Origin of the sequence: Rhizobium sp. S152, assembly GCF_030380735.1 — a bacterium.
Classification (GTDB): Bacteria; Pseudomonadota; Alphaproteobacteria; order Rhizobiales; family Rhizobiaceae; genus Rhizobium.
The window spans coordinates 504,024-518,832 of sequence record NZ_JAUDRZ010000008.1; the positions used below are offsets into that span (position 1 = coordinate 504,024).

The 14,809-nt window shown below is 63.4% G+C and carries 17 protein-coding genes; 9 read left to right on the forward strand and 8 right to left on the reverse strand.

The features are described 5' to 3' along the window. Positions 1 to 59: 59 nt before the first annotated feature. Positions 60 to 1,874 (forward strand): methyl-accepting chemotaxis protein, encoded by a 1,815-nt coding sequence (locus QTL95_RS11985; RefSeq protein ID WP_289720180.1) that lies wholly within the window; start codon positions 60 to 62, stop codon positions 1,872 to 1,874. A 54-nt stretch (positions 1,875 to 1,928) separates the two neighbouring features. Here the strand turns inward: QTL95_RS11985 and QTL95_RS11990 are convergent, their stop codons facing one another. Then, positions 1,929 to 2,327, reverse strand: a complete 399-nt coding sequence (locus QTL95_RS11990; protein ID WP_289720181.1) for a RidA family protein — start codon at positions 2,325 to 2,327, stop codon at positions 1,929 to 1,931. 187 nt (positions 2,328 to 2,514) lie between these two features. Here QTL95_RS11990 and QTL95_RS11995 point away from each other — a divergent pair, with 187 nt between their 5' ends. Beyond that, complete coding sequence (locus QTL95_RS11995; RefSeq protein ID WP_289720183.1) at positions 2,515 to 3,111, forward strand: TetR/AcrR family transcriptional regulator; 597 nt, start codon at positions 2,515 to 2,517, stop codon at positions 3,109 to 3,111. Between the two features lie 12 nt (positions 3,112 to 3,123). On the opposite strand, the gene QTL95_RS12000 is transcribed toward QTL95_RS11995, so the two are convergent. Then, on the reverse strand, positions 3,124 to 4,377 hold the full coding sequence (locus QTL95_RS12000; protein ID WP_289720184.1) for a class I SAM-dependent RNA methyltransferase: 1,254 nt from the start codon (positions 4,375 to 4,377) through the stop codon (positions 3,124 to 3,126). Then, entirely contained in the window at positions 4,374 to 5,120 is a 747-nt protein-coding gene (locus QTL95_RS12005; RefSeq protein ID WP_289720185.1) for a TlyA family RNA methyltransferase, read from the reverse strand. The genes QTL95_RS12000 and QTL95_RS12005 overlap by 4 nt, the downstream gene beginning before the upstream one ends. 130 nt (positions 5,121 to 5,250) lie before the next feature. Between QTL95_RS12005 and QTL95_RS12010 the strand changes: the two genes are divergently transcribed. Together QTL95_RS12010 and QTL95_RS12015 are read left to right on the forward strand one after the other, a co-directional pair. Beyond that, positions 5,251 to 5,514 carry a hypothetical protein gene (locus QTL95_RS12010; RefSeq protein WP_289720186.1) on the forward strand — a complete coding sequence of 88 codons (264 nt, stop codon included), beginning with the start codon at positions 5,251 to 5,253 and terminating at the stop codon, positions 5,512 to 5,514. After that, the gene (locus QTL95_RS12015) at positions 5,514 to 7,454 is read left to right on the forward strand and encodes a methyl-accepting chemotaxis protein (protein WP_289720187.1); all 1,941 of its coding nucleotides are present in this window, start codon (positions 5,514 to 5,516) and stop codon (positions 7,452 to 7,454) included. The genes QTL95_RS12010 and QTL95_RS12015 overlap by 1 nt, the downstream gene beginning before the upstream one ends. A gap of 140 nt (positions 7,455 to 7,594) precedes the next feature. Here the strand turns inward: QTL95_RS12015 and QTL95_RS12020 are convergent, their stop codons facing one another. Beyond that, positions 7,595 to 8,065: a MarR family winged helix-turn-helix transcriptional regulator gene (locus tag QTL95_RS12020; protein WP_289720188.1), complete on the reverse strand. Its 471-nt coding sequence runs from the start codon at positions 8,063 to 8,065 to the stop codon at positions 7,595 to 7,597. A gap of 121 nt (positions 8,066 to 8,186) precedes the next feature. Between QTL95_RS12020 and QTL95_RS12025 the strand changes: the two genes are divergently transcribed. Further along, the gene (locus tag QTL95_RS12025; protein WP_289720189.1) at positions 8,187 to 8,594 is read left to right on the forward strand and encodes a nuclear transport factor 2 family protein; all 408 of its coding nucleotides are present in this window, start codon (positions 8,187 to 8,189) and stop codon (positions 8,592 to 8,594) included. A 99-nt stretch (positions 8,595 to 8,693) separates the two neighbouring features. After that, a complete protein-coding gene (locus QTL95_RS12030) occupies positions 8,694 to 9,059 on the forward strand; it encodes a BA14K family protein (protein ID WP_289720190.1) in 366 nt (121 codons plus the stop codon). 80 nt (positions 9,060 to 9,139) lie between these two features. On the opposite strand, the gene QTL95_RS12035 is transcribed toward QTL95_RS12030, so the two are convergent. After that, positions 9,140 to 9,562, reverse strand: a complete 423-nt coding sequence (locus QTL95_RS12035; protein WP_289720191.1) for a potassium channel family protein — start codon at positions 9,560 to 9,562, stop codon at positions 9,140 to 9,142. Positions 9,563 to 9,650: 88 nt separating this feature from the next. On the opposite strand from QTL95_RS12035, the gene cax reads away from it, so the two are divergent. After that, on the forward strand, positions 9,651 to 10,829 hold the full coding sequence (gene cax, locus QTL95_RS12040; RefSeq protein WP_289720192.1) for a calcium/proton exchanger: 1,179 nt from the start codon (positions 9,651 to 9,653) through the stop codon (positions 10,827 to 10,829). Positions 10,830 to 10,844: 15 nt separating this feature from the next. Here the strand turns inward: cax and dxs are convergent, their stop codons facing one another. Further along, complete coding sequence (dxs, locus tag QTL95_RS12045; RefSeq protein WP_289720193.1) at positions 10,845 to 12,761, reverse strand: 1-deoxy-D-xylulose-5-phosphate synthase; 1,917 nt, start codon at positions 12,759 to 12,761, stop codon at positions 10,845 to 10,847. Positions 12,762 to 12,880: 119 nt separating this feature from the next. Next, on the reverse strand, positions 12,881 to 13,804 hold the full coding sequence (locus tag QTL95_RS12050; RefSeq protein ID WP_289720194.1) for a pirin family protein: 924 nt from the start codon (positions 13,802 to 13,804) through the stop codon (positions 12,881 to 12,883). A 111-nt stretch (positions 13,805 to 13,915) separates the two neighbouring features. Between QTL95_RS12050 and QTL95_RS12055 the strand changes: the two genes are divergently transcribed. Both QTL95_RS12055 and QTL95_RS12060 read left to right on the forward strand, forming a co-directional pair. Continuing rightward, a complete protein-coding gene (locus QTL95_RS12055) occupies positions 13,916 to 14,206 on the forward strand; it encodes a toxin-antitoxin system TumE family protein (protein WP_289720195.1) in 291 nt (96 codons plus the stop codon). Further along, the gene (locus QTL95_RS12060; RefSeq protein WP_289720196.1) at positions 14,203 to 14,553 is read left to right on the forward strand and encodes an HVO_A0114 family putative DNA-binding protein; all 351 of its coding nucleotides are present in this window, start codon (positions 14,203 to 14,205) and stop codon (positions 14,551 to 14,553) included. Before QTL95_RS12055 ends, QTL95_RS12060 begins: the two co-directional genes overlap by 4 nt. 2 nt (positions 14,554 to 14,555) lie before the next feature. On the opposite strand, the gene QTL95_RS12065 is transcribed toward QTL95_RS12060, so the two are convergent. Further along, entirely contained in the window at positions 14,556 to 14,807 is a 252-nt protein-coding gene (locus tag QTL95_RS12065) for an exodeoxyribonuclease VII small subunit (RefSeq protein ID WP_289720197.1), read from the reverse strand. Positions 14,808 to 14,809 lie beyond the last annotated feature (2 nt).

The following is a 14,809-nucleotide window of genomic DNA, read 5'->3' on the forward strand; positions in this document are numbered from 1 at the left end:
GAGCCGATCGGCAGACGATCCGGCTGACCCGCGCCCATAGGCCGCTGCGAGAAACTGCTATGTCCAAGTTAAAGATCAAGACGCTTCTGCCCCTTCTGTTCTTGTCGCTCGTGGTGATCGCCATCGTGCAGGGCGCGATTTCTGCCTTCGCCCTGATCCGGCTGGAGAGCAACGCGCATGAGATCGGCGTGCAGAACATCCCGAACACGGCGCGGCTGCAGACCATCGTCGGCACGATGAACGACGTCCGCCGCAGCTATGCCGATTACCTGCTGGCCGCGAGCAAGACCGATTTCCGCAACGCCGAGCAGACGCTGAAGTCGCGTCGCCAGCGCCTGACGGCGGCGATCAGCGCTTTCGAAACGCAGCCGAAGAGCGACTACATGAGCCAGAACTTCGAACGGCTCAAGAAGGCGCTCGCCAGCGACACCGCCCTTGCCGACAAGATCATCGCGCTTGCGCTCGACAACAAGAAGAGCCAGGCGAACCTGCTCTATCGCGGCGAGCTTTCGATGTCGTTCAACAATATCCAGACGCTGGTCGACGGCATGATCGCCAGGGACCGGCAGTCGACCGATACGGCCTTGTCGGCCGCGGCAAGCAACTATTCGACTGGCATCATAGCGATCGCCGCCGGCCTTGCCGTCGCCGTTCTGATCGCCGTTGCCGCCGCCTATATTGGCTGGCGTCGTATCTCGGCGCCGATTTCGACCATCACCACGCGCATGGCGGGCCTTGCGCGCGGCGAGCTCGATGCCGCCGTTCCCTATGCCGATCGCCACGACGAAATTGGCGAGATGGCAGCGGCCGTCGCGGTCTTCCGCGACAACGCCTTCGCTCGCCTCGATCTGGAACGCAGCGCCGAGGGCAGCAGGACGCAGGCGCAGGAAGAGCGTGCGCGTAACGAGGCGATGAAGGCGCGTGAAGCGGCCGAAACCCAGCACGCCGTCGATGCGCTGGCAGGCGCGCTCGGCGAACTCTCCGACGGAAACCTCGCGCACCGCATCGAGACGCCGTTTGCCGATCACCTCGATCGTCTCCGCAGCGATTACAACAGCTCCGTCGCCAAGCTGCAGGCCGCCCTTCAGGCCGTGGGCAGCAATGCCAACGCGATCGATGCCGGCGCAACCGAGATCCGCACCGCAGCCGATGGCCTCGCGCGCCGCACCGAGCAGCAGGCGGCCTCCGTCGAGGAAACCGCCGCAGCACTCGAAGAGATCACCACGACGGTCAAGGACACCGCGCGCCGTGCCGAGGATGCCGGCACGCTGGTCTCCCGCACGCGCCTCGGCGCCGAAGAGTCCGGCAACATCGTCCGAAAGGCCGTATCGGCGATGACCGAGATCGAGGAATCCTCCGGCAAGATCGCCAACATCATCGGCGTGATCGACGATATCGCCTTCCAGACCAACCTGCTGGCGCTCAATGCCGGTGTCGAGGCCGCGCGCGCGGGCGAAGCGGGCAAGGGTTTTGCCGTCGTCGCCCAGGAAGTGCGTGAGCTCGCCCAGCGCTCCGCCCATGCAGCCAAGGAAATCGAGAGCCTGATCACTGCATCGAATGCCCAGGTCCGCTCCGGCGTGACGCTGGTCGGCAGTACCGGCCAGGCGCTGGAGACCATCGTCTCGCAGGTCCAGGAAATCAGCCGTCACGTCGAGGCGATCGTCACCGCGACCCGCGAGCAGTCGACCGGTCTTGCCGAGATCAACCACGCCGTCAACACCATGGACCAGGGCACCCAGCAGAACGCCGCCATGGTCGAGGAACAGACGGCGGCGAGCCACGGGTTGGCGCAGGAGGCGGCGAAGCTGATGCAGCTTCTCGGCCAGTTCAACCTGCAGGCCGCCTCCCACGCCGCCTCCCGCTACGCCGCCTGATCCAGGCGACGGACAAAGAAAATGCCCGCGCATGTGTCGCGGGCATTTTGCGTTTCAGGCCGCCTGCGGGATGCGGGCGATGACCTTGATCTCGAAATCGAATCCCGACAGCCAGGTCACCCCGACCGCCGTCCAGTTCGTGTATGGCGGCTCGCCCATCATTTTGAAACGGACTGCATCGATCGCCGGAAACTGCGCCGCCGGATCGGTGTGGAACGTCGTGACGTCCACGATGTCGTCGAAGCTGCAACCGGCGGCCTTCAGTACGGCGGCGAGATTGTCGAAGGCAAGCTGCACCTGCTTTTCGAACACCGGCTCCGGTGAGCCGTCCTCCCTGCTGCCGACCTGACCCGACACGAACAGAAGGTCGCCCGAGCGGATGGCCGGCGAGTAGCGGTTGATATCATAGAGGGCCTGCCGGCCGGCGGGGAAGATGGCGTCGCGCTTGGTCATGTCTTTCTCCTTTGTCGACATGGCAGATCGCCCGCGTGCGGTGCGCCGCACGGCGTTCATCTTTTCGGGCTCTCTGCGCTTCACGGGTCGAAACGTAAATGATATACGCTTCGTATGTGAATATATGTTGGCATACGTCCCGTATGTCAATACGCATACGATGCGTATGTTCAGCTTGGAGGCATGGATGGTTTCGAAAACGCGGGCGCAGATGGTCGAGGATACCAAGGCCAAGCTGATCAAGGCGGCGCGCAAGGCCTTCGCAACAAAGGGTTATCAGGCGTCCTCAATGGACGATTTCACCGCCGAGGCCGGCCTGACGCGCGGCGCGCTCTATCACAATTTCGGCGACAAGAAGGGCCTGCTACAGGCCGTCATCGACCAGATCGATGCCGAGATGCTGGTGCGCCAGCGGGCCGCGCAGGCCGAGGGAAAGACCCCTTGGGAAGGGTTCATGAACGAGGGCATCGCCTATATCGAGATGGCGCTCGAGCCGGAGATCCAGCGGATCATGCTGCTTGATGGCCCGGCCGTGCTCGGCGATCCCTCGCAGTGGCCGAACCAGACCGCCTGCCTGCGCACGTCCACGCAAACGATCGAGGCGCTGATCGAAGAGGGGATCGTCAAGCCGATGGATGCCGAAGCCGCCGCCCGCCTCATCAACGGCGCGGCGCTGAACGCGGCGCTATGGATCGCCGCCGCCGACGATCCGCATGCGGTGCATGAAAAGGCGGTCGATGCCTTCCGCCATCTCGCCGGCGGCCTGCTACGCAGCGAAGCCTGACGAAGCCCTCGGTTACTTCTCGAGCGTCGCCACCACCTCGACATGGGCCGACCACAGGAACTGGTCTACCGGCGTCACCGACGTAATGCGGTAGCCGCCCTCGACGAGGATGGCGAGGTCGCGCGCCAGCGTCAGCGGATTGCAGCTGACGGCGACCACCTTCTTGACGGTCGAGCGGGCAAGCTCCCTGCACTGGAATTCGGCGCCCGCGCGTGGCGGGTCGAACACGACGGCGTCGTAGACCTTGAGTTCCGAGGTCATCAACGGACGGCGGAAGAGGTCGCGCTTCTCCGTCGTCACCGGCTTCAGCCCCTGCGTGTTGCGGCCGGCGAAATCGAGCGTCGCGATGGCCTTCTCGTCACCTTCGACCGCATGCACCCGGCCGATGCGGGCAAGCCGCAGCGCAAACGTGCCGGCGCCCGCGAAGAGGTCGGCAATCCGCTTGGCCTTGCCGACATGCGCCAGCACCAGCTCGGCCATCGCCTCCTCGGCCTGCTTGGTGGCCTGGGTGAAGCTGCCGGGTGGCGGCGATGCCTTGACCCCGTCGAACTCGACGACCGGCTTCACCGGCTCGATGAGGATTTCGCCATTGACCGAGATGCGCGCGACGCCGCGCAGAGAAAGCGCCGTCTCGATCACCTTGCGGCGATGCTGGTCGGAGAGCTTCTTCTTGATGCCATCAATCGCGATGTCGAGCCCCGACAGGGTCTCGAGCACGGCGATGCGGAAGGCTTCCGCGTCCGTCGCGATGGCCGCGCCGATCGCCTTGATCGCCGGCAGCCTGGCAATGATGCCCGCCGACGAGATGGGACATTCCTCGATATTGACGATGTGGTGACTTTCGGCCTGGTTGAAGCCGATGAGCATGTCCTTCTCGGTCTTGCGGGCGGCAAACACCACGCGCCGGCGCTCGCCGGGATGCGCGGCGATCGTCTCGCCGACCTCAGGCGTCAGACCCTTGGACTTCAGTGCGTCGATGACCAATTGCCGCTTGAAGGCGCGATAGGGGACGTCGGCCAGATGCTGCAACGTGCAGCCGCCGCAGGTGCCGTTGACGCCATCGGGACCGAAGTGCCGACAGAGCGGCTCTTGCCGGCCGGGCGATGCCGTCGCGATCGACATCAGCGTTCCCTGGTTCTTCACGCGCGCGATCGCCACGGTTTCGTCGGGCAGGGCGAAGGGCACGTAGACTGGTCCATCGCTGCCGATGACAATGCCGTCGCCCTGGGCGCCGAGTTTCTGGATCGTTACTTTCTCGGTGCTCACGGTTTCGTTCCTGCCAACAGATATTCCTGATTGCCGTCTCCGCCCGAGATCGGCGAGGGGATGAGCCCCAGGCTCGTCCAGCCCATGTCCTCCACGAACCAGCGCTGCAGTTCGGCGGCGACGCTAGGCGCGGAAGAGGGATCCTTAAGCATCCCGCCCTTTCCGATCGCCTCGCGCCCCGCCTCGAACTGCGGCTTGACCAGCAGCACGGCGGTCGCGGCCGGCTCCGCCAGATCGAGTGCCGGTGCCAGTGCCAGCTTCAGGCTGATGAAGGACACGTCGGAGACGATGAAGGTGAGGGGGTGGCCGATATCCTCGGCAACGAGGTTGCGCGCGTTCAGCCCCTCGATATTCGTCACGTCGGGGTTTTCGGCGATACGCGGATGCATCTGCCCATGGCCGACGTCGATGGCGGTGACATGCGCCGCCCCGCGCTCCAGAAGCACCTCGGTAAAGCCCCCGGTGGAGGCGCCGACGTCGAGACAGTGATGGCCACTCGGATCGAGCTTGAAATGGTCCAGCGCCGCCGTCAGCTTCAGCGCCGCGCGTGACACGTATTCCTGCGCGGGATCGTCGATCTCGATCGTGACATCCCCGCCGAAGACGGCGCCGGCCTTGGTGATAACCCGGCCGTCCACCTTCACGGTGCCGCGGCTCACCGCATCGCGGGCGCGCGAGCGACTGGCAAAAAGACCCAGGCTCACGAGAAGCTGGTCGAGACGTTGTGTGTTCTGATCGGACATGGCGTGTCCATGCCGATCAAAACCGTCACTTGCAAGCCTTTTTGTTTCTTTCCGCCTTCGTGTCACGTAAAGCGCTTATCAAGCAAAAGGTAAGTAAGATCTCGCTTATTACACCGACCAGGTAGACGGTTTGTTGTCCACAGATTGTATTGGCGTCGTGAAATGCACCTTATACAAGTCCAGACAGGCGGAATGTTGCAATGCACATTTAAACGTTTTTAAATTACTCGCCGCCTATGGTCGCGACGATTGCAGCGGGCTTCAAGCCGCTCCCGCCATGATGGCACCGACATCTGACCTGCCGATCATGTGTATTTTCCCCGATGAATTTTTCGGCATGCATCTGCATGCGCGAGTTGCCCACGGCGTTGCGCCGCCAGGAGAAATTGACTGATGTTTGCCAGAAACATGTCCCTGAACGGTAAGCTCGCCGCGACCTTCGCCGCGCTGATCCTTATCTTTCTTTCCGTTTCCGCCTTCGTCTACTCGAAGGCCGGCACGGCCGCCGATGCTTCCGACCAGCAGAAGAAATCCGAACAGCTGGTCACCCAGATCGACGACGCGCTGCAGGCCATGCTCGAGCAGGCCGTGAACCTGCGCGGCTTCCTGCTGTTTCGCAGCGACAGCACCTACGGAGATATCGCAGTCAACCGCGAGCGCATGTTGAAGGCGATCGCCGCCGCGCGCCAGACCGCCGCCGGCAACGCCGATTTCATCCAGCAGATCGACGGCATGCAGAAGGCCGCCGATCTCTATTACAACGAGCTTGCCGTGCCGCAGTCCAAGGCCCGCAAGGAAACCGAGATGCCGGTCGACCAGATCGTCAAGATCGGCGTCAACGAGACCAAGGGCCAGCTCGACGGTTTCCGCCAGGCATCCGCCAAGATCAAGGCCGCCGCCCGCGAGCAGTCCGATGCGCTTGCCGCCCTGCGCGCGTCCGCCAATAGCGAACTCAGCGCCAGCCTCGTCATCGGCGGCATCGCGGCGGCGCTTGCGGCAGCCCTGCTCGCCTGGATGCTGTCGCGCAGCATCGTCAAGCCGATCGTCGGCATGACGGCCGCCATGGGCCGCCTTGCCGGCGGCCAGAACGATATCGACGTTCCCGCCCTCGATCGCCGTGATGAAGTCGGCCGCATGGCGCAGTCGGTTCTCGTCTTCAAGGACGCCGCCATCGAGAAGATCCGCCTTGCAGGCGAAACCGATCGCATGCGCGGCGAGGCTGAACGTCAGCGCCACGCCGGCGATGAAGCGAAGGCCCGCGAGGAGAGCGAGATCCACTTCGCGATCGACAATCTCGCCAATGGTCTCGCCGATCTTGCCAACGGCAATGTCGCCGTGCGCATCGACACCCCCTTTGCCGCCCGCTTCGACCGCTTGCGCAGCGACTTCAACAATGCCGTCGAGAAGCTGCAGAGCGCGCTTCAGTCCGTCGGCCACAATGCCTCGGCCATCAACTCCGGTGCTGGCGAAATCCGCAGCGCCGCCGACGATCTGGCCCGCCGCACCGAGCAGCAGGCGGCAGCCGTCGAGGAAACCGCGGCCGCCCTCGAAGAAGTCACCACCACCGTTCGCGACAGCGCCAAGCGCGCAGAGGATGTCGGCCAGCTCGTCGAGCGCACCCGCCTGGGCGCCGAGAAGTCGGGCGAGGTCGTCCGCAAGGCCGTGACCGCCATGGAGCAGATCGAACGTTCTTCCAGCGAAATCGGCAATATCATCGGCGTCATCGACGATATCGCCTTCCAGACCAACCTGCTGGCGCTCAACGCCGGCGTCGAAGCAGCGCGTGCCGGCGATGCGGGCAAGGGCTTTGCGGTCGTGGCCCAGGAAGTGCGAGAGCTTGCCCAGCGCTCTGCCAACGCCGCCAAGGAAATCAAGGCGCTGATCAACACCTCGGGCAGCCATGTCGAGACCGGCGTCTCGCTGGTCGACGAAACCGGCAAGGCGCTCGCCGAAATTGTCGGCGCCGTGCAGGAAATCAACAAGCACGTCGGTGCGATCGTCACCGCCACCCGCGAACAGTCGATCGGCCTGCAGGAGATCAACACGGCCGTCAACAACATGGATCAGGGCACCCAGCAGAATGCCGCCATGGTAGAGGAACAGACGGCCGCCAGCCATTCGCTCGCGCAGGAGGCAACCGCGCTGGATGAACTGCTGCGCCAGTTCAACCTCGGTCAGCCGCAACAGGCCGCGCCTCGCGCCAGCGTCGCGACCGCCGCTTCCCGCCCTGTCGCATCGCCGGCGCACGCGCTCACCAAAACAGTCGCCAAGGCATTCGGCGGCCGCGCCACCTCGGCGGCCGTTGCCGTCAAGGAAGAATGGTCGGAGTTCTGATCGAACACCGACACCCCTCTATTTCAGGCAGGCCGAACATTTCAGTATGGCCTCATTTCAGCAGGGACGGGGTCGCGCTCAGGCGCGGCCCCTTTTTTGTTGTCACGCGCCGGCTCCAGATGCGCCATGAGTGCTCCCCGTTAGCCCTCCGGCATCGGCGGCGGCGGCTCCACACCCGCGATTCGGTCGAGGTTGTCGATCAGCCGCCGGAGCAGCCCGGTCAGTTGTTCGGTTTCGCTGTCGGTGAATCCCCGCAGCGCTTCGCGATTGCCTTCAAACAGGGTGGCGATCGCCCCGGGCATGCGCGCTTCGGCAGCCGCGGTCAGGCCGATGCGGCTGCTGCGACCGTCATCGGGGTCCGGCGTCCTGTGGATCAGCCCGTCGCGTTCCATCCGGGCCAGCATCTGCGCCATCGGCGGCTGCTCGACCCTGGCGAAGCGGGCAAGATCGCGCTGCGAGCTGACATTGCCGTTTTGCAGCGCCACCAGAACCGGCAGTTGCCCCACGCCGAAGCCCAGCGGCTTCAGGCGGGCCTCGCTGAGCCTCGCAAAGCCGCGTCCGGCCAGGCTGATGAGATGCCCCGGCGTCGACAGCACGTCCTTCTCTTTCATTACACTCCCTCAGCGCCCATTGACGAAAATATATATGCACGTATATAAATTGTTCATGCCATCGTCAACGCTGTTGGTTGATGCCCTGCATTCGACGCCAATCCCTCTCAAAGGAACCGACATGCCGGAAACCAACATGCAGCTGATCGAACGGATCTACGGCTGCTTCAACGCAAGGGACATCGACGGCGTGCTCGCCACGCTGGCCGAAGATGTCGCATGGGCAAATGGCATGGACGGCGGCCATGAACACGGGCGCGATGCCGTGCGCGCCTATTGGACACGCCAATGGGCGGTCGTCAGTCCGCATGTGGAGCCGGTGGCTTCAAGCGAAAGAGCCGATGGCGTGGTTGCCGTCCAGGTGATCCAGACGATCCGCGATCTCGAAGGCCGATCGCTGGCCGGCCAGAGCCACGGCTTGAAGGACAAGACGGTCGTGCATGTGTTCCAGATACGCGACGGCAGGATCACCCGCTTCGATATCGAGGAAGGAGCGCCAGCATTTTCCCTAGCGTCCTCAAAGCGGTAGCATCTTTGATCCGCAAACGATTAGGGAGCATATTATTCGCTTTCTTGGAACTTTTATTGTTCGATCGCGTTTCCCTTCGTAACCGAAAGGATCTCTATTATGAGAAAAATCATTACGACCCTAGCAGTCGGCGGTTTGAGCGCCTTGATGGCGCTGACGTCGGTCGCCCCCGTTCAGGCCATGCCGATCCAGGCTCCAACGGCCGTTCAGCAAACGGAAAATCGCGCTGCTAACGTGGAATCCGTGGAGTGGCGTCATCACCGCCGCGGCTGGGATCGCCGTCATGCCTATCGCCACGACCGGCGCTATGACCGACGCTACTATGGTCATCGTCGCCACCACCACTCGAATGGCGCCGCTATCATCGGCGGCCTTGCGGCGGGTGCGATCATCGGTGGCGCAATCGCCAACAGCAATAACCATCGTTACTACTATCACAACGGACGCCGGTATCTTCGCGATTAGGGGCCCGTAAGTGGAGGAGCGAAAGGGCCGCACGTCGATGCGGCCTTTTTGTTGCGCTCAGGCTGCTCGTACTCGCGACGCTAGACGCCGCTCTCGTCGCCGCGAAAATAGACCCGCTGGATAACCGCCATGATCAGCGCCGTCGCCCATCCGAAGATGATCCAGCCGTTGACCGCTTCGAACACCGAGATCTGTCGCCAATCCTTGCCGAGCACGATGTCGCCGTAGCCCACCGTGGTGAATGTCGTGGTGGAAAAATAGATGGCATCGTCGAGCGAGGGCAGGGCGCCGAGCGCGAGGTAGAGCAGCGCCCACAGGCATATGTCGAGCCCGATCGGCACCAGTAGATAGCTGACCCAGACGACGGTGACAATCGTCGCCCGCTGGGCGAGATAGTGCTCGTCGATCCGCCGGAAGACGCGGAGACCGGCTGCCATGAACACGGCCTGGATCGCAACGGTTGCCGCGATCATCGCGGTGGCGAGAAGCAGATTGAAGAACACCTGACCTCCAGAGGAAGCCGCGTCTGTTTGGCGCGGCCGCTGCCAGAATAGCAGTTGCACCTCTCCATGCATTGAGCCGGGTCAATGCATGTCGATGGCCATCGTCCTATCCTATGAGAGACGGGTGGAGGCATCGATCGTGCAGGACGCGCAACGCAAACACGGAGCTTCGGGTGTGGTCGATGCCGCGGTCGCCGAATTGCGGGCCGCGCCGCTTCTGGCGCTCCTCGTCTTCGTTCCGATCGTGATCCTCACTGAGTTCACCTCGCCGGATTCCCATACGCTGCTCTTCATCCTCTCCGTCCTGGCAATCGTCCCGCTGGCGGCACTTCTCAGCCGCGCGACGGAGGCGGTCTCCGCGCGTACCGGCGATGCCGTCGGCGGCCTGTTGAATGCGACGCTCGGAAACCTCACCGAACTCGTCATCTCCCTCGCGGCGCTGCAGGCGGGGCAGTATCTGCTCGTCAAGGCGTCGATCGCCGGCGCGATCGTCACCAACACGCTGTTCATGCTCGGCGGATCCTTCCTGCTCGGGGGCCTCAGGCATCACCTGCAGGAGTTCAATCGCGTCAGCGCCCGCTTCCAGGCATCGCTGCTGTTTCTCGCGACCGTCGCCCTGTTCGTCCCCTCGCTCGTGAGCCGGGCGGATCAGGGGCCGGAGATGGTGCAGGCGCTCAGCCTCGGCCTTGCCGTGATCCTGATCGCCGTCTATGCCATGGGCATGCTGTTCTCGCTCAAGACCCACCGCGAGCTTTTCGCCAGCGTCGGAGAGACGGAGGAGCAGCATGGCGCATGGTCGTTGTCGACCAGCATCACCGTGCTGATCGTGGTCACGCTCTTCGTCGCCCTGATCAGCGAGGTTTTCGTCGGCTCCGTGCAGGCGGCGGCCGAGAAGATGGGAATGACGCCTGCCTTCGTGGGCTTCATCGTGGTGGCGCTCGTTGGCGCGGCCGCGGAAATGACGGCGGCCTTCTCGGCTGCCCGCGCCAACCGGCTCGATCTCAGCGTCGGCATCGCGCTTGGCAGCGCCTCGCAGATAGCGCTCTTCGTCGCACCTGTTCTCGTCATCCTGAGCTATGTGATCGGCCCCGAGCCCATGTCGCTGCAGTTCTGGCCGGGCGCGGTGGCGATGATGTTCCTCGCCATGATGGCGGCGACTCTACTGTCCAGCGGCGGACACGGCGCCTGGTATGTCGGCGTGCTGGCGCTCGCCGTCTACGCCATATTCGGGCTGACGCTGTTCCTGCTGCCGCCCGCCGCGTCCTGAGGCCGGCGCGACACGTTACCCGGCAACCCCGACAGCAGCCGGCCGGCCCAGTGCCTTGAACACCGTCGCGACGATCCCGGCCCGGTCGAGTCCCGCTTGGGCGTTCATCACCTCGGGTTTAGCCTGCTCCACCCAGAGATCGGGCATCACGAGCGAGCGTATCTTCAGACCGTTGTCGAGCAGGCCCTCGGTCGCCAGGAATTGCACCACATGGCTGCCGAAGCCGCCGACGGCGCCTTCTTCGACAGTGATCAGCATCTCGTGATGGCGGGCAAGCTGGCGGATCAGGTCATGGTCGAGCGGCTTGGCGAAGCGGGCATCGGCAACCGTGGTCGATAGTCCCGCCGCATCCAGGTCTTCCGCCGCCAGCATGCAGTCCGCCAGCCGGGTGCCGAAGGAGAGCAACGCCACCTTGGTGCCTTCCTTGACGATCCGGCCCTTGCCAATCTGCAATATCTCGCCGCGAACCGGCATCTCGATGCCGACGCCTTCGCCGCGCGGATAGCGGAAGGAAATCGGCCCGGCATCATAGGCCGCAGCCGTGCGCACCATGTGCTTCAGCTCCGCCTCGTCGGCCGCGGCCATGACGACGAAGCCAGGCAACGTGGCTAAGAAGGTCGTGTCGAAGGAGCCCGCATGCGTCGGCCCGTCGGCGCCGACGAAGCCGGCACGGTCGATCGGGAAACGCACCGGCAGGCCCTGGATCGCCACGTCGTGGACCACCTGGTCGAATGCGCGCTGCAGGAAGGTGGAATAGAGTGCCGTAAACGGCTTGTAGCCTTCGGCGGCAAGTCCGGCAGCGAACGTCACGGCATGCTGCTCGGCGATGCCGACATCGAAACAGCGCGACGGAAATACGTTTGCCAGCTTGTCCAGCCCAGTGCCATTGGGCATGGCGGCGGTGATGCCGACGATCTTGTCGTCGAGTTCCGCTTCCTGCACCAGCGCTTCGGCAAACACATTGGTGTAGCTCGGCGCATTCGGCTTTACCTTCGCCTGCGCGCCTGTAATGACGTCGAACTTGTTGACGCCATGATACTTGTCGGCGGCGGCTTCCGCGGGCGCATAGCCCTTACCCTTCTGCGTCACGACATGGATCAACACCGGCCCGTTCGCGTTATCGCGCACATTGCGAAGCACCGGAAGCAGGTGCTCAAAGGAATGACCGTCGATCGGGCCGATATGGTAGAAGCCCATCTCCTCGAACATGGTGCCGCCGGTCACGTAGCCGCGGGCATGCTCGACGGCGCGGGTAATCGCCCGGTCGATCGACTTGCCGAGATAGCCGGTCAGTTTCTTGCCGACTTCGCGCATACCCATATAGGTGCGGCCCGAGGCGAGGCGCGCCAGATAGGCGCTCATCGCGCCCGTCGGCGGCGCGATCGACATGTCGTTATCGTTGAGGATGACGATCAGCCGCGCGTCGAGCGCGCCGGCATTGTTCAGTGCCTCATAGGCCATGCCGGCCGACATCGCGCCGTCGCCGATGACGGCGATGACGTTGCGCTTCGAGCCCGAGAGGTCGGCGGCGACAGCCATACCGAGACCGGCCGAAATGGACGTCGAGGAGTGAGCGGCGCCAAAGGGGTCGTATTCGCTCTCGGCGCGGCGGGTGAAGCCGGATAGTCCGCCCTCCTGACGCAGCGTGCGGATGCGGTCGCGGCGGCCGGTCAGGATCTTGTGCGGATAACACTGGTGCCCGACATCGAAGATGAGCCGGTCGTCGGGTGTGTTGAAAACGTTGTGGATGGCGATCGTCAGCTCGACAACGCCAAGGCCGGCGCCCAGATGCCCGCCCGTCTTCGACACCGCATCGATCATCTCGTCGCGGACCTCGCGCGCCAGCTGCGGCAGGTCGCGATCCTCCAGCTTTCGGAGGTCGGCCGGATAGGTCACTTTATCCAGCAGCGGCGTCTTCGGCGGTTGTGTCACGGGAGGCACTCTTTCTTGTGATTCTTGGGCCATGCGATTCTGGGGCGCATAGCCTTCAGCCATAAATTGCGGTGAAAAAAGTCGATTTCAAGAACCGCAACGATCCTTTCTAGATGAGATCAGCCCGCCGGCAAAGGGACGAATTCCTCTTCGTCCCCCGGAACGATGTCGAAACGCCCGGTTCGCCACTCCTCCTTCGCCTTTTCGATGCGCTCTTTCGACGACGAAACGAAGTTCCACCAGATATAGCGCTTCGAGTTCAGCGCGGCGCCCCCGAACAGCATGAGATGACAGCCCTGGCTGCCGCCCTCGAGCGTGATCGCGTCCCCGGGACGGAAGACAAGCAGTTGATCGGCGGCGAAGCGATCACCCGCGATCACAACCTCGCCTGACAGCACGTAGATTGCGCGCTCTTCATGCGCGGCGGCAAACGGAAAGCGGATGCCGGCGTCGAGGTTGATGTCGGCATAGAGCGTGTCGGAGAACACCTTGACCGGCGAGGCCATACCCTCGAACGCGCCGATCACGACACGCCCGCGCACGCCGCGCTCGTCGATCACGGGCATCTCGCTTCTTTCCGTATGCGCGAAGGAGGGATCGATCTCCTCCTTGTCGTCAGGCAGCGCCAGCCATGTCTGCAGCCCGGACATCAGCAGCGGATGGCCGCGCAGATTATCAGGCGTGCGTTCCGAATGCACGATGCCGCGCCCCGCCGTCATCAGGTTGATATCGCCGGGACGGATCACCTTTTCGGTGCCGAGGCTGTCGAGATGGCGGATTTCACCATCGAACAGATAGGTGACGGTCGAGAGCCCGATATGCGGATGCGGCTTCACATCAAGCGCCTCGTCCGGCTTCAGGATCGCCGGCCCCATCCGATCGAAGAAGATGAACGGCCCGACCAGCCGCCGCTGCCGTGTCGGCAACGCGCGCCGCACCTGAAACCCGCCGATATCGCTGGTGCGCGGAATGATCAGGTTCTCGATCGCATCGCAGGCGAAGGCATCGCCGGGCAGCGGGTCTTTACCGGGAAAGAAGGACATGGGAGATCTCCATTCACGAAAGCGGTCAGGTTACCGACTGAGACAGCCAATAGCCAGTCACGCCGCGCATTGCAATTGACCGGCTATGGCGTCGGATGTCATAGTGCCTGTATGAAGGCTGAGCTGCTCTTTCGTGAACGTATAATTTATGACGATGGAGCCATTCTCGAAATGACCATCTGGCGTGTTCCCGATCGTGTGCCGCCATCGCGGCACTTCCTGAAATATGCGCTCTTCTATGGCCTGCCCGGCGAGCGGCTTGTCCTTTACGACAATGAGCGCGGCAAGGGAGACCATCGGCACTACGGAGCACGCGAGGAAGCATATCAGTTCGTTTCGGTCGAACGTCTGGTGGCAGACTTCAAAAGGGATGTCGAGCAATTGAGAGGTGAAGCGATATGAGCAAGGAGATCGAACTTCACGTCGGAGGAACCTTCGACCAGGCAGCCAGCCGCTTTGTCGATGCCTGGCATCGCGCCGAAGGGGGCGAGCCCGTCTCCGAGGAGCATCTGACCTTCGTCGACTGGGAAGCCTTTTCCCGCACCATGACGGCGAAAAGGCTGGAACTGCTGCGCCACCTTCATCGCAATCCGCAGACGAGCATCTCGGCGCTGGCAAAGAGCCTGAAGCGCGATTACCGCAGGGTGCACGAGGATGTCGACATCCTGTCCGAAGCCGGCCTTATCAAGCGCGACGGCAACGGGCTACGCACCGGCTATGATGAAATCAGAACGGTGATAGCCCTCTAGCCTCAAGCCCCATCCAGCGGCTCGACGCCCTGCGGTTTGCCCGCGCGGTCAAGGCGGATCTTCTCGATGCGGTTTTCGGCGGCGGACAGCAGCGTTTCGCAATGCTTCTTCAGGGTCTCGCCGCGCTCGTAGATTTCGATGGATTCGTCCAGCGCCACGTCGCCGCGTTCCAGGCGCGCAACGATGCTTTCGAGTTCGGCGACCGCCTTTTCGAAGGAAAGGCCCGAGACCTCTGGCTTGGCGCTTTCACTCATGC